The 14,439-nt window shown below is 68.7% G+C and carries 10 protein-coding genes; 5 read left to right on the top strand and 5 right to left on the bottom strand.

Annotation, left to right across the window (positions count from 1 at the left end; genetic code table 11):
• Nucleotides 1–55: 55 nt before the first annotated feature.
• Together K6T84_RS14085 and relB are read right to left on the bottom strand one after the other, a co-directional pair.
• Nucleotides 56–3,661, bottom strand: a complete 3,606-nt coding sequence (locus K6T84_RS14085; protein ID WP_329786696.1) for a hydantoinase B/oxoprolinase family protein — start codon at nucleotides 3,659–3,661, stop codon at nucleotides 56–58.
• Complete coding sequence (gene relB / locus K6T84_RS14080) at nucleotides 3,642–4,505, bottom strand: type II toxin-antitoxin system RelB family anti-toxin (protein WP_224864092.1); 864 nt, start codon at nucleotides 4,503–4,505, stop codon at nucleotides 3,642–3,644. The genes K6T84_RS14085 and relB overlap by 20 nt, the downstream gene beginning before the upstream one ends.
• 154 nt (nucleotides 4,506–4,659) lie before the next feature.
• On the opposite strand from relB, the gene K6T84_RS14075 reads away from it, so the two are divergent.
• From K6T84_RS14075 to K6T84_RS14065, 3 genes are read left to right on the top strand one after another with little or no spacing between them, the layout of a single operon-like run.
• The gene (locus K6T84_RS14075; RefSeq protein WP_225401133.1) at nucleotides 4,660–5,871 is read left to right on the top strand and encodes an acyl-CoA dehydrogenase family protein; all 1,212 of its coding nucleotides are present in this window, start codon (nucleotides 4,660–4,662) and stop codon (nucleotides 5,869–5,871) included.
• Entirely contained in the window at nucleotides 5,868–6,878 is a 1,011-nt protein-coding gene (locus tag K6T84_RS14070) for a phosphotransferase family protein (protein WP_224864094.1), read from the top strand. Before K6T84_RS14075 ends, K6T84_RS14070 begins: the two co-directional genes overlap by 4 nt.
• A 28-nt stretch (nucleotides 6,879–6,906) precedes the next feature.
• On the top strand, nucleotides 6,907–7,668 hold the full coding sequence (locus tag K6T84_RS14065) for an SDR family NAD(P)-dependent oxidoreductase (protein WP_224864095.1): 762 nt from the start codon (nucleotides 6,907–6,909) through the stop codon (nucleotides 7,666–7,668).
• Here the strand turns inward: K6T84_RS14065 and K6T84_RS14060 are convergent.
• Nucleotides 7,661–7,999: a hypothetical protein gene (locus tag K6T84_RS14060; protein WP_224864096.1), complete on the bottom strand. Its 339-nt coding sequence runs from the start codon at nucleotides 7,997–7,999 to the stop codon at nucleotides 7,661–7,663. The two genes, K6T84_RS14065 and K6T84_RS14060, sit on opposite strands and share 8 nt — an antisense overlap.
• A 44-nt stretch (nucleotides 8,000–8,043) precedes the next feature.
• Here K6T84_RS14060 and casI point away from each other — a divergent pair, with 44 nt between their 5' ends.
• Both casI and fadD2 read left to right on the top strand, forming a co-directional pair.
• Nucleotides 8,044–9,732: a steroid-22-oyl-CoA synthetase gene (gene casI / locus K6T84_RS14055; protein WP_225401134.1), complete on the top strand. Its 1,689-nt coding sequence runs from the start codon at nucleotides 8,044–8,046 to the stop codon at nucleotides 9,730–9,732.
• 76 nt (nucleotides 9,733–9,808) lie between these two features.
• Entirely contained in the window at nucleotides 9,809–11,479 is a 1,671-nt protein-coding gene (fadD2, locus tag K6T84_RS14050; protein WP_224864098.1) for a long-chain-fatty-acid--CoA ligase FadD2, read from the top strand.
• Between the two features lie 121 nt (nucleotides 11,480–11,600).
• On the opposite strand, the gene K6T84_RS14045 is transcribed toward fadD2, so the two are convergent.
• Nucleotides 11,601–12,110 (bottom strand): DinB family protein, encoded by a 510-nt coding sequence (locus K6T84_RS14045; protein WP_224864099.1) that lies wholly within the window; start codon nucleotides 12,108–12,110, stop codon nucleotides 11,601–11,603.
• A gap of 111 nt (nucleotides 12,111–12,221) precedes the next feature.
• The gene (locus K6T84_RS14040; RefSeq protein WP_225401135.1) at nucleotides 12,222–14,420 is read right to left on the bottom strand and encodes an acyl-CoA dehydrogenase family protein; all 2,199 of its coding nucleotides are present in this window, start codon (nucleotides 14,418–14,420) and stop codon (nucleotides 12,222–12,224) included.
• Nucleotides 14,421–14,439 lie beyond the last annotated feature (19 nt).

Below are 14,439 nucleotides of genomic sequence, written 5' to 3'. Positions count from 1 at the left end.
CCTACGGCGACGGTGTTGTCAGCGGGATCTCGCTGCGGGTATGTCGGCGGTGGACCTACCGCGGCGCGCCATACCCGCCGCCGCCCGGGGTCTCGATCTCCAGCACATCTCCGGGGGTGACCCCGATCGAGGCGCAACCGCCCAGTTCGGTCACGGTGCCGTCGGCGTGCAGCACCCGGTTGCGCCCGAGCGCGCCCGGCGATCCGCCGGCCATGCCGTAGGGGGCCGTCACCCGGTGCCCCGAAAGCACGCTGACGGTCATGGGTTCACCGAATTCGATCCGTCGCACGCCGCCGTCACCGCCGCGCCAGCGGCCAATACCGCCACTGCCGTGCCGGATCGCATACTTGCGCAACAGGACCGGAAAGCGCATCTCCAGGATCTCGGGATCGGTGAGGCGCGAATTTGTCATGTGGGTCTGCACCACGCAGGCGCCGTCGAATCCCTCACCGGCACCCGAACCCGAGCCCAGCGTCTCGTAGTACTGGTGGTCGGCGTTGCCGAACGTGACGTTGTTCATCGTGCCGGAGCCCTCGGCCTGCACACGTAGCGCTGCCAGCAGCGCACCGGTGATCGCCTGGGAGGTTTCGACGTTGCCGGCCACCACCGCGGCGGGGTGGTTCGGCGACAGCATCGATCCGTCCGGGATCGTGATGCGCAGCGGTCGCAGGCAGCCGTCGTTGATCGGGATGTCGTCGAGAACCAGGGTGCGGAACACGTAGAGCACCGCGGCGGTGACCACCGAGGAGGGCGCGTTGAAGTTCGTGGCCAGCTGCGCCGACGTTCCGGAGAAATCGATGGTGGCCGTGCGGGCTGCTCGATCGATGCTCACCCGCACCGCGATCGTCGCACCGGAGTCCATCCGGTAGCGGTACTCGCCCTCGCTGAGGGTGTCGATCACGCCGCGCACCGCTGCTTCGGCGTTGTCCTGGACGTGGCGCATGTAGGCCTGCACCACGTCGAGCCCGAAATGGCCGATCATGGCCCGGATCTCGTCGATGCCCTTGCGATTAGCGGCGATCTGCGCGCGCAGGTCCGCGAGATTGGTGTCGGGGCTGCGGGAGGCGAACCGCGCCCGCGTGAGCAGGTCCCGGGTCGCCGCCTCGCGGAACTTCCCGTCGTCGACCAGCAGCCAGTTGTCGAACAATACGCCTTCCTCCTCGACGGTTCGGCTGTCGGCGGGCATGGAACCCGGTGTGGTTCCGCCGATTTCGGCGTGGTGGCCGCGAGAGGCCACAAAGAAGAGCACGGTGATTCCGGACTCGTCGAAGACCGGGGTGATCACGGTGATGTCCGGCAGGTGGGTGCCGCCGTGGTACGGGTCGTTGACCGCGTAGACCTGACCGGGCCGCATCTGCCCGGCGCGGCGCTGCAGCACCTCCTTGACCGTCGCACCCATCGAACCCAGGTGCACCGGGATGTGCGGTGCGTTGGCCACCAGGTTGCCGTCGGCGTCGAACAACGCGCAGGAGAAGTCCAGCCGCTCACGGATGTTCACCGACTGGGCGGTCGCCTCCAGTCGGGTGCCCATCTGCTCGGCGATCGACATGAACAGGTTGTTGAAGATCTCCAGCAGCACCGGATCGGCTGCTGTCCCGGCATCAGCCGGCGCCGCCGGGGCGGTGCGCCGCAACACCAGCTGTCCGTCGGCGGTCACCGTGGCCTGCCAGCCGTCGTCGACGACGGTGGTGGCGTTGTCCTCGGCGATGATCGCCGGCCCGGGAACGGTGTCGTCGGGCCTCATGGACGCCCGTCGCCGCAGCGGCGCGTCACGCCAGGCTCCGCGCGCGTACATCCGAACCGATCCGGTCGCTGGGAGACCAGCTTCGGCATCGGTGAGCTGTGTCAGATCGGGTTGCTCGGTCAACCCGGTCGCCTCCACGGCCACCGCTTCGGCGATCAACGGCCGATCCATCAAGAACGAGTACATGCTGCGGTGGGTCTCTTCGAACTCCGCGGTCATCTGCGCGACATCGCCCAAGCCGACCGGAATCGAGGTGTCGGTGCCGGCATAACGCAGGTGAACCCGACGCAGAACTCGCATGGCCGCCGGCGAGATGTGCTGGGCGGCAAGCTCCGCGCGCGCCGCCCGCTCCACGGCATCCGAGGCGTCGGTCAGCGTCGCCAGGGCGGCCGAATCCAGCCTGATCTCGATCGCCTGCTCCCGCATCACGGTGGTGTCGGCCAACCCGATGCCCAGGGCGGAGAGCACTCCGGCCATCGGCGGCACCAGTACCGTGCGGATACCCAGTTGGTCGGCCACGGCGCAGGCATGCTGGCCACCGGCGCCGCCGAAGGTGGTCAGCGCATAGCGAGTGATGTCGTGGCCTTTGGCCACCGAGATCTTCTTGACCGCGTTGGCCATGTTCGCCACCGCGATACGCAGGAATCCTTCGGCGACCTGCTCCGGGGTACGGTGATCACCTGTGTCCGAACGGATCTCATCGGCCATCGCAGCGAAGGAATGCTGCACCGCTGCCGCGTCCAACGGCTGGTCGCCGTTCGGGCCGAACACCGCCGGAAAGTGCGCCGGCTGAATGCGCCCGAGCATCACGTTGGCGTCGGTGACGGTCAGCGGCCCGCCCCGGCGATAACAGGCCGGGCCCGGGTCGGCGCCCGCAGACTCCGGGCCCACCCGGTAGCGTCCGCCGTCGAAGTGCAGAATCGATCCGCCGCCGGCCGCCACGGTGTGGATGTGCAGCATCGGCGATCGCAACCGCACCCCGGCGACCTCGGTGGTGAAGACTCGCTCGTAGCCGGTCTGGGCACTGTAATGCGAAACATCGGTAGAGGTTCCGCCCATGTCGAAGCCGATCACCGAGTCGAAGCCGGCCAGGGCCGACATCCGCACCATGCCGACGATGCCGCCGGCCGGCCCGGACAGGATCGCGTCCTTGCCGCGGAAGTGGTCAGCCGCGGCCAGCCCTCCGTTGGACTGCATGAACATCAGCGGTACGCCGTCGAGCTGCTCGGCCACCTGCGCGACATAGCGGCGCAGCACCGGCGACAGATAGGCGTCGACCACGGCGGTATCGCCGCGCGGCACCAGCTTCGGCAGTGGGCTGACCTCGCACGACAGCGAGATCTGGGTGAACCCGATGCACCTTGCCAGCTCGCCGATCGCGCGTTCGTGCACCGGATTGCGGTAGCTGTGTACACACACCACCGCGACCGCGTGAATGCCGTCCGCGTGGGCGGCGCGCAGGTGTTCGCCGAGCGTGTCCAGATCCGGTGCGCGCAAGACGGATCCGTCCGCCCGCAGCCGCTCGTCGACCTCGACTACGCGTTCGTAGAGCTGCTCGGGCAACACGATGTGGCGGTCGAAGATGCGGGGCCGGTTCTGATAGGCGATGCGCAGTGCATCGCCGAAACCGCGGGTGATCACCAGCAGGGTGCGTTCCCCGGCGCGCTCCAGCAGGGCGTTGGTGGCCACCGTCGTGCCCATTCGCACCGCGCCGATCAGGCCGGCCGGGATCGGTGCGTCGTCGGGGATCTCCAGCAGGTCCCGGATTCCGGCCACCGCGGCGTCGCGGTAGTGGGCCGGGTTCTCCGAGAGCAACTTGTGGGTGAGCAGGCGGCCGTCGGGCAGGCGGGCCACGATGTCGGTGAACGTGCCGCCTCGATCGATCCAGAACTGCCAGTCAGCCGACACGGGTTCCATTCTGCTTCGTCAGCAGCGAGACGGCGAAGTCGGCGTAGATGTGCGCGGTCTCCTCCGGTGTCGACGGTCCGGCGGCGTTGAACCACTGCGGCAGTGAGGTGCACATGGTGGCGATGGCGCGGCCGGCGATCCGGCGCTCGCCGGGGGCACCGCCGACGCACCCGTCACGCGACGCGCGGGTGATGGCGGCATCCAGTATGTGCTGCAGTTGGTTTCGTGAGTCGGCGATGCGTTGCCGATTCGCCGCGGTGAGGCTGCGCATCTCGCTGGCACCGATGAAGGCCAGTTTCTGGCGGTGAGTGTGGAACAGCGCCAGGGCTTCGACGATCAGCCGCACCTCCTGCAGGCCGGTTTCGGCGCCGGCGCGGGCGGCGGCGACCCGCCAGTGCAGTTCGGACATGGTCAGATCCAGTATCGCGACCAGCAGGGCCTGCTTGTCGGGATAGTGGTGGTAGATGCCGGGCACGCTCATGTTCGCCCGCGCAGCCAGATCACGCATGGTGCTGCCGTGGTAGCCGGTCTCGACGAAGGCATCGATCGCCGCACGCAGTACCCCGTCGAGGGCCAGCGGCGGAAACGATCGCCAGTCTCGACTCGGGCCGCCGGAGAGTCGCGGGAGGGCCGTCGATCGCGGGACGGTGCTCGCCAGGATCTGAGCCGGCGTCACACCCAGGGCCCGGGCGCACTCACGCAGGCGCGCAACCGAGATCCCGGTCTTGCCGTTCTCGATGGCGCTGACGGTGGCCGCACTCACCCGCAGGTACCGCGCCAGTTCGCGGACCGTCATGCCTCGGGCGCGGCGCGCGGTCCGGATGGCATGGCCGCACTCGGGTGATCCCGTCATGGTCCAGTCTCCCAAATATTCAGTAATGCTGAACTATAACGGCCAGCGCGCCCGGGATCAATGAGTGTTTTGACGGGTCAATGCGGGTTGTGCGACAGTTCCTAGTGTTCAAGCCGAGTGATCGGTCGGTCTGTTGAGTGGTGATCGGGGTGTCGTGGCGATCGAATTGGGTTACTCGCCGCAGGTGTCGGCGCTCGTCGAGAAGACGCGAGCGTTCATCGACGAAGTGGTGCTGCCGGTCGAGGACCGGCACGGTGGGGACATCGCCGCCGCGGGCGGTGACACCGCGGTACGGGAACTGCAGGCGGCGGCCCGCGACGCCGGGGTGTTCGCTCCGCACGCGCCGCTCGAATACGGCGGCCTGGGGTTGAACATGTCCGATCGGGCACCGGTGTTCGAAGCCGCCGGCTACTCACTGTTCGGCCCCGCCGCGGTCAACATCGCCGCCCCCGATGAGGGCAACGTGCATCTGCTGGCCGAGGTCGCCAGCCCGGAGCAGAAGGCCCGCTATCTCGCGCCGTTGGCGGCCGGTGACATCCGGTCCGCCTTCGCCATGACCGAGCCGGCGCCGGGCGCGGGGTCGGATCCGTCGGCGCTGAGCACCACGGCGCAGCGCCGATCCGGCGACTGGTACATCACCGGCCACAAGTGGTACATCACCGGTGCCGACGGCGCCGGCTTCTTCATCGTCATGGCCAGGACATCCGGGGAAGCCGGGCAGCGCGGCGGCGCCACCATGTTCCTGGTTCCGGCCGATGCCCCGGGATTGACCGTCGGCCGCCACATCCCGACCCTGGACCGCTCCATGGTCGGCGGCCACTGCGAGGTGCACTTCGACGACGTCCGGGTTCCCGACGACGCCGTGCTCGGTGAGGTGGACCGCGGGTTCGAGTACGCCCAGGTGCGGCTGGGGCCCGCCCGCATGACGCATGTGATGCGCTGGCTCGGCGCGGCACTCCGCGGTCACGACACCGCCCTGGCCCACGTCGTGCAGCGCCAGGCGTTCGGGACGCCGCTGGGCGACCTGGGCATGATCCAGAACATGGTGGCCGACAACGAGATCGACATCGCCGCCACCCGGTCGCTGCTGGTGCGGGCCTGCTGGGAACTGGACCAGGGCGACCACGCCGGCGACGCGACATCGATCGCGAAGACCTTCGCCGCCGAGGCCATCTTCCGGATCGTCGACCGCAGCGTGCAGATGTGCGGCGGGCTCGGCGTCACCGAGGACCTGCCGCCGGCGCGACTGTCCCGGGAGGTGCGTCCGTTCCGGATCTATGACGGTCCTTCGGAGGTGCATCGCTGGGCCATCGCCAAACGCCGTATCGGCGCGACCCGGCGAGCGTTGAAAGACAACCCGCGGTGACGGCCGATGGCCTGGATCCGGCCGCCCTGCGGCAGTTCCTGATCTCTCACGACGTTCCGGTTCGCGGTGAACTCGCGGTCGAACTGATCGCCGGTGGCCGGTCGAATCTCACCTTCAAGGTCAGCGACGACGTATCGGCGTGGGTCGTTCGCAGGCCTCCCCTGGGTGGGCTCACCCCGTCGGCCCACGATGTCGGTCGCGAATATGCCGTCACCCGGGGGCTTTACGGCTCCGGCGTACCGATCGCCCAACCCATCGCGTTCGACGCAGACGGCACGGTGTGCGGTGCGCCGCTGACGGTCACCGAATTCGTGGCCGGCCGGGTGTTCCGGCACACCGATGACCTTGCCGGCCTCTCGGACGCCGAACTCGCCGCCAACGCCGCCGCGCTGGTGCGGGCACTGGTGGACCTGCACGCCGTCGACTACCGGGCCGCTGGGCTCGAATCCTTCGGCAGGCCAGAGGGTTTCCTGGAGCGTCAGGTGCGGCTGTGGGCCCGCCAGTGGGAGTTGGTCAAGACCCGCGAGAACTCCGACGTGTCCCAACTGGCGGCCGCGTTGGGCGAGGCCATACCGCAGGCGTCGGCGCCGTCGGTGGTGCACGGCGACTTCCGCATCGACAACACCATCTGCGATGCCGGGCAGGCAGACCTGATCCGGGCGGTGGTGGACTGGGAGCTGTCCACCGTCGGTGACCCGCTCACCGACATCGCCCTGATGTGCGTGTACCGGTCACCGGCGTTCGACCTGGTCTTCGGCCATCCCGCCGCGTGGACCAGTCCGCGTCTGCCGTCCGCCGACGCGCTCGCCGAGCAGTACGCGCGGCTCTCCGGCCGCGACCTGGGTGACTGGAATTTCTATCTGGCGCTGGCCAACTTCAAGATCGGCGTCATCGCCGAAGGCATCACCCACCGCGCCCAGCACGGCGCCGGCGAGGTGTTGCACGCCGACGGGGCCGCCCAGGCCGCGCCGGAATTCATTGCCGCAGCACGAAAAGCATTGACGTGACCGTGCGAATTCGAGAAAGGTGAGTCGGGTGGGCGTACTGGACAAGTTCCGGATGGACGGGCGAGTGGCAGTGGTGACCGGGGCGTCCTCGGGTCTGGGGGTGTATTTCGCCCGGGCCTTCGCCGAGGCCGGTGCCGACGTGGTGCTGGCGGCCCGGCGGGTGGACAAGCTGGCCGGCGCCGCCGAACTGGTTGCCGCGACGGGGCGAACGGCTCTTCCGGTGGCCACCGACGTCGCCGACCCGGACGCGGCCACGGCCATGGTCCAGGCCGCCATGGAGCGGTTCGGGCGGGTCGATGTGCTGATCAACAATGCCGGTGTCGGCACCGCGCACCCCGCCACCCGCGAAACTCCCGAGCAGTTCCGCGAGGTGATCGACATCAACCTCAACGGCGCGTACTGGGCGGCGCAGGCCTGCGGGCGGGTGATGGGACCCGGTTCGTCGATCGTCAACATCTCCAGCGTCCTGGGCCTGACCACGGCCGGTCTGCCGCAGGCGGCCTACGCTGCCAGCAAGGCCGGGCTGATCGGGCTGACGCGAGACCTGGCGCAGCAGTGGGGTGGCCGAAAAGGGATCAGGGTCAATGCGATCGCTCCGGGCTTCTTCCAGTCTGAGATGACCGACCAGTACCGCCCGGGCTATCTGGAGAGCGTCGCGCACCGGATTGTGTTGGGCCGGATGGGCGATCCCGAAGAACTCGCCGCCACGGCGGTGTGGCTGGCCTCCGATGCCGGCGGTTACGTCACCGGACAGACCATCGTGGTCGACGGCGGCGTCACGATCAACTGAGGTCGGAAAACCGGATCGGATCCTCCGGACGGTCGAAATGCGCGTACCGCGCTTCCTCTTTCGTCACGTCGTCATAGGCGCTGAACTGCACCGACAGGTCGTCGGCAAAAAGCAGCAGCTGTTTGGACTTCAGGATCTGCGGGTCGTCGATGTCGAACACCCGGGGCGGTGCGTCGTCCAGCGCCCGCTGCAGTCGGGACAGTACCGCTTCCTGGCCGGGCCGCACGGCTTGTAGAGCAGCACTCACCCCGGCCGGCTCCACCCGGGCGAGTTCCGGCCCTTCCTCGCGGGTCGCATTGTTGAAGTCGCGGATAACCAAGTAGAAGGTCACAACGACGAGGCTACTGCGCCGCGGATCCGCGATAGCCTCGGCTGATGAATCAGCCCGCCACGGTCGACCGGCCGACCGACATCGCGTCGATGCTGCTGGCCCGACTCGGTGACCAGCATCCGGGACTGCGTACCCGGCAACGGGATTGGACCTGGGACGAGGTGGTACGCGAGTCGGCCGCGCGCGCCGCGCTGGCGTCGGCGATGCGCCGGGACGGGCCGTTTCACATCGGGGTGCTGCTGGACAACGTCGAGGACTTCGTGTTCTGGCTCGGGGCCGGCGCGCTGGCGGGCGGGGTCGTCGTCGGGATCAACCCGACCCGTGGCGACGCCGAACTCGCCGCCGAGGTCCGCCACGCCGACTGTCAGCTGATCGTCACCGACACCGCCGGATCAGACCGGCTGCGCGACCTGGATCTGGGCTTGGAGTCCGATCGCTTCCTGGTGATCGACACCCCCGGCTACGCCGCCCTGATCGAGCAACACCGGGTGGACCCGGCCGCCGCCGCAGGAGTCGGCCCGGAGTCGTTGTTGTTGCTGCTGTTCACCTCCGGCACGACGGGGGCCTCCAAGGCGGTCAAGTGCAGTCAGGGGCGGCTGGCCCGGATCGCCGACATGGCCACCGCCAAATTCGGCCATGTGCGCGAAGACGTCGACTACTGCTGCATGCCGCTGTTCCACGGCAACGCGATCATGGCGCTGTGGGCGCCGGCGCTGGCCAACGGAGCCACGGTCTGCCTGACGCCGAAGTTCTCCGCGTCGCAGTTCCTGGCCGACGTGCGGTATTTCGGCGCGACGTTCTTCACCTACGTGGGCAAGGCGCTGGGCTACCTGCTGGCCACCGAGGAACGTCCCGACGACGCCGACAACACCCTGGTCCGCGGCTTCGGCACCGAGGCTTCGCCGCAGGACCAGGCCGTGTTCCTGCGCCGGTTCGGCGCCGTCCTGCATGAGGGGTACGGCTCCAGCGAGGGCGGCAACGCCGCGCTGCCCGACCCGGCGGCGCCCGCCGGCGCATTGGGCCGCCCGGCGCATCCGGGCATCGCAGTCGTCGACCCGGCTACCCGCGCCGAGTGCGCGGTGGCGGTTCTCGACGAGCACGGGCGGGTGGCCAACGCCGACGAGGCGGTAGGCGAGATCGTCGACCGGACGGGGGCCCGCGACTTCGAGGGCTACTACAAGAACGACACCGCGGATTCGGAGAAGATCCGTGACGGCTGGTACTGGACCGGCGACCTCGGCTACCTCGACGAGGCGGGTTTCCTGTACTTCGCCGGCCGTCGCGGCGACTGGGTGCGGGTCGACGGCGAAAACACCTCCGCGCTGACCATCGAACAGGTACTGCGCCGGCATCCGCTGATCATCAGTGCCGGCGTCTACGCGGTGCCCGACCCTCGCTCGGGCGACCAGGTGATGGGGGCGGTCGAGGTCGCCGACCCCGCCGGCTTCGACGTGGCGGAGTTCGCCGGGTACCTGGCCGCTCAGCCGGATCTGGGCAGCAAGGGCACACCGCGGTTCCTGCGGATCTCGGCAGGCCTGCCCGTCACCGGCTCGAACAAGGTGCTCAAGCGGGAACTTCAGGCCGAGCGCTGGCACACCGACGACCCGGTATACCGCTGGGTCGGAAGGGGTACGCCCGTCTACACCCGCATGACCGACGACGACAAGCAATCTCTGGACGCCGAATTCGCCGCTTACGGCCGCCAGAACTACCTGCGAGGAGAAGGACAATGAGCTGGACCACGGCGCAATGCTGACCAGAGGTTGAATCCCCTGCCCGTCGGCGACCTACGTCACATAAGGTTGCTCTATGGCTAAGCTCACTGACCTGCCCAACCAGGCGGCAGCCTGGCTCGGGGGCTATCTCGAACGCGGCAATGCCGAGCTGCACTATCTGCGCAAGATCTTCCAGTCCGGTGCGCTCAAGCTGGAATCGCCGCGGGTCCTTGCCAGCGCGCTGGCCGACGGGGCGCGCTGGGGCGAGCTGGGGATGATCCCCGCGCTCAACGCCCGCCGCAATCCGAACGGGCTCGCCGTGATCGACGACGACGGAAGCATCACCTTCGCCGAACTCGACGACGCCGCCAACGCCGTGGCCAACGGCCTGATCGCCATGGGTGTGCGGGGCGGCGACGGGGTGGCGATCCTGGCCCGCAACCACCGTTGGTTCCTGATCGCCAACTACGGCGCCGCCCGGGTCGGGGCCCGGCTGATCATGCTGAACAGCGAATTCTCCGGCCCGCAGATCAAGGACGTCTCCGAGCGCGAAGGCGCCAAGGTGATCATCTACGACGACGAGTACACCGCCGCCGTCGCGCAGGCCGACCCGCCGCTGGGCAAGTTGCGGGCGCTGGGGGTCAACCCCGATGTTGCCGAACCGTCCGGCAGCGCCGACGAGACGCTGGCGCAGCTGATCGCCCGCAGCAGCAAAGCGCCGGCACCCAAGGTCACCAAGCATGCGTCGATCATCATCCTGACGTCGGGCACCACCGGTACCCCCAAGGGCGCCAACCGCAGCACCCCGCCCACGCTGGCCCCGATCGGCGGCATCCTGTCGCACGTCCCGTTCCGCGCCGGTGAGGTGACCTCGCTGCCGTCGCCGATGTTCCACGCACTCGGCTACCTGCACGGCACCCTGGCGATGTTCTTCGGCTCGACGCTGGTGCTGCGGCGGCGCTTCAAGCCGGCCACCGTGCTGCAGGACCTGGAGAAGCACAAGGTGACCGGGATGGTCGTCGTCCCGGTCATGCTGTCGCGGATCCTCGACGAGCTGGAGAAGACCGACGACAAGCCGGACCTGTCGAATCTGCGGATCGTTTTCGTCTCCGGTTCGCAGCTCGGTGCCGAGCTGGCCTCCCGGGCGATGAAGGACCTCGGCCCGGTCATCTACAACATGTACGGCTCCACCGAGGTCGCGTTCGCGACCATCGCCGGGCCGGCCGACCTGCAGTTCAACCCCGCGACGGTGGGGCCGGTGGTCAAGGGCGTGAAGGTCCGCATCCTCGACGACAACGGCAACGAACTGCCGCAGGGTCAGGTCGGGCGGATCTTCGTCGGCAACTTCTTCCCGTTCGAGGGCTACACCGGTGGCGGCGGCAAGCAGATCATCGACGGGCTGCTGTCGTCGGGCGATGTCGGCTACTTCGACGAGCGCGGCCTGCTCTACGTGTCCGGACGCGACGACGAGATGATCGTCTCGGGCGGTGAGAACGTGTTCCCCGCCGAAGTCGAAGACCTGATCAGCGGACACCCGGACGTGGTCGAGGCGACCGCGCTGGGCGTCGACGACAAGGAGTGGGGCGCGCGGTTGCGCGCCTTCGTGGTGCGCAAGGAAGGCTCCGACGTCGACGAGGACGCCATCAAGGTCTACGTCAAGGAGCACCTGGCCCGTTACAAGGTGCCCCGCGACGTGGTCTTCCTTGAGGAGCTGCCGCGCAACCCCACCGGCAAGATCCTCAAGCGCGAACTCCGCGACCTGTAGTTCCGACCGCGAGCTGGGGGTGCCTCCCGGCTGGCGAGCGTGCGTGTCTGTACGAGGACACGCCGGTTTTGGCGTACAACAATGCACGCTCGCGCAGGGTGCCAGCACGAGTTCTGTTCCGTCAGTCGAAACCCGTTGCACCATCGAGTTGTTCACGCAGAATGTCGATCTGCCCGCAATGCCGGGCGGTCTCTTCGATCATGTGCACGTAGATCCAGCGCAGCGAGACTGGGCCGAGCCGACGGTGCGCAACCGTGTGGTCCAGCGGATAGTTCGCCGCGATCCGCCGGGACTGCTCGCACTGCTGGCGGTATTCGGCGACCAGCGTCGGCAACAGTTCGTCGTCGGAGAGCACGAACTCCCACTCGCGGTCGTGCGGCCGGCGGTTGTCGTCCAGGTGCTCGGTCAGCAGCTGGTCGAACCAGCCGTACTCCGCCCAGCGCAGGTGCTTGACCAGGCCGCCGACCGTCGTCGCGGAGGGCACAAGATGACGACGCGCATCTGCATCGGACAGCCCGGATGCCTTGCGCACCACAATGTCCCGGAAGTCATCCAGGAAAGCTTGCAGGGTTTCACGTTCTCCGCAGGCAGCCATGCCGCGGCGTCCGGGTGCTGGCGGTGTGTCGGTCACGGCCGTGACGCTAGCAGGGGCTCCATCTCCGGCGCGAGCGTGCGCAGTTGTACGCAACGGACCGGCGTGTCGGCGCGCAAACACGCACGCTCGCGGCAAAGGCGGGGACTCCTACGGGTCGCGGGGGAGGCCCAGCAGGCGCTCGGCGATGATGTTGAGCTGCACCTCCGAGGTGCCGCCGTAAATCGTTGTGGCACGGCTCATCAACAGGTACTCGGCCCACTTGCCGGGCAGCTGCTCGGGGTCGCCGATCGCGGCGTCACCGGCGAAGGTGCCCACTCCGAACTCGGCGTAACCCTGGCCGGTGCGCATCGACAGCAGCTTGGACACCGCCGCAGCCGGCATCGGGTCCTTGCCCGCCAGCGTCAGCAGCGTCGAGCGCAGGTTGAGCAGCTTGGCCGCGTGCCCTTCGGCGATCAACTGGCCGGCCCGGCGCTGTTCGCCATTATCGAAGTCGCCGTCGCCGATGAACTCCACGAAGCCGTCGAGGCTGGCCAGGAACGGCATCTCGGAGCCGCCGATCGACACCCGCTCGGCGGTCAGGGTGTTGCGGCTGACCTCCCAGCCCCGGTTCACCTCGCCGAGCACCAACTCGTCCGGCACGAACACGTCGTCGATGTAGACGGTGTTGAACATCGCCCCGCCGGTGAGCTCCCGCAACGGACTGACCGTCACGCCTTCGGCCTTCATGTCCAGCAGGAAGTAGGTGATGCCATCGTGTTTGGGGGCACTGGAGTCCGTCCTCGCCAGCAGCGCTCCCCACGAGGAGAACTGCGCGGCCGACGTCCAGATCTTCTGGCCGCTGATCCGCCAGCCGCCGTCGACCTTGGTGGCCTTGGTGGTCAGGCTGGCCAGGTCCGAACCGGCGCCGGGCTCGGAGAACAGTTGGCACCAGATCATTTCACCGCGGAATGTCGGCGGGAGGAATCGCTGCTTCTGCTCATCGGTGCCGAATGCCACGATCGACGGGATCAGCCACGCGGCGATACCCATCGCCTGGCGGCGCACCCGGCCGGCCACGAACTCCTGCTCGATGATGATCTGCTCGATCGGCTCGGCGGCCCGACCCCACGGCTTGGGCAGATACGGCAACACCCAGCCGCCCTCGGCGATCGCCACTGTTCGCTCGTTCTGCTCCATGGCCTTGAGTGCGGTGACGTCGGTGCGGATCTCGGCGCGCAGTTTCTCGGTGTCGGGGTCCAGATCGATGTCGATCTTGCGCATCCCACCGGCGGTGGCGGTGTCGACGACGCGCTGCGGGTACTTTCCGCGGGCCCCGAAGGACGCGGCGAGGATCAGCGCCCGGCGGTAGTAGACACCGGCGTCGTGCTCCCAGGTGAAGCCGATCCCACCGTGCACCTGGATGCAGTCCTGGGCGCAGCGCTGCGCGGCGCTCGGTGCCAGGGTGGCCGACACGGCGGTCGCGAACTGCACCGTCGAACCGGCGGCGTCCCAACCACTCTCGTCGGCCTCGTCGATCGCGCGGGCGGCATCCCACACCGCGGCGGTGGCACGCTCGGTGTCGGCGATCATCTCCGCACACTTGTGCTTGATCGCCTGGAACTGGCCGATGGGCCGGCCGAACTGTTCGCGGATCTTGGCGTACTCCGCGGCGGTGTCGGTGGCCCAGCGAGCCACCCCGACCGCCTCGGCGGACAGCAGCGTCGAGATCAGTGCGTGCGCGCGCGCCGCGGTGAGGTTGCTCAGCACCGCGGTGGCGTCGACCTCGACCCCGTCGGCACGCACGTGGGCGATCGGGCGCAGCGGGTCCACGCTTTGCACCGGAACGATCTCGAGCTGGTCGGCGCGCAGCACCACCCAGTGCTCATCGCCGTCGGTCGCCACCGGCACCACCAGCAGCGAGGCCTGGCCGGCCGCCGCTACGGCACGGGCCTCGCCCCGGATCACCAGACCCGAGCCCTCGGCGGTGGCGGTCAGGCCGGGATTGAGGGTGTAACTGGCGATCACCTCGCCGCCGGCCAGCCCGCTCAGTTCGGCGGCACCCGGATCGTTGGCGGCGATCAGGGCGCTGGCGATCGCCGACGGGACGAACGGTCCCGGCACTGCGCCGTAACCGAATTCGGCCAGCACCACGGCCAGCTCCACGATCCCGAAGCCCTGCCCGCCCACGCCCTCGGGCAGGTGCACCCCGGCCAGGCCCTGCTCGGCGGCGGCCTGCCAGTACGGCGGTGGATTCGTGATCGGGGTGTCCATCGCGGCGTGCAGCATCTCCGACGGCACCGCGCGTGCCAGCAGGGACCGCACCGAGTCGGCCAGGTCCTGATGTTCAGAGGTGATCGCTATCGGCATGGCTGCGCCTTTCAGTGGA

It is taken from the genome of Mycobacterium zoologicum (assembly GCF_020181635.2).
GTDB lineage: Bacteria > Actinomycetota > Actinomycetes > Mycobacteriales > Mycobacteriaceae > Mycobacterium > Mycobacterium zoologicum.
This window is presented reverse-complemented; position numbering and strand designations above follow the sequence as displayed.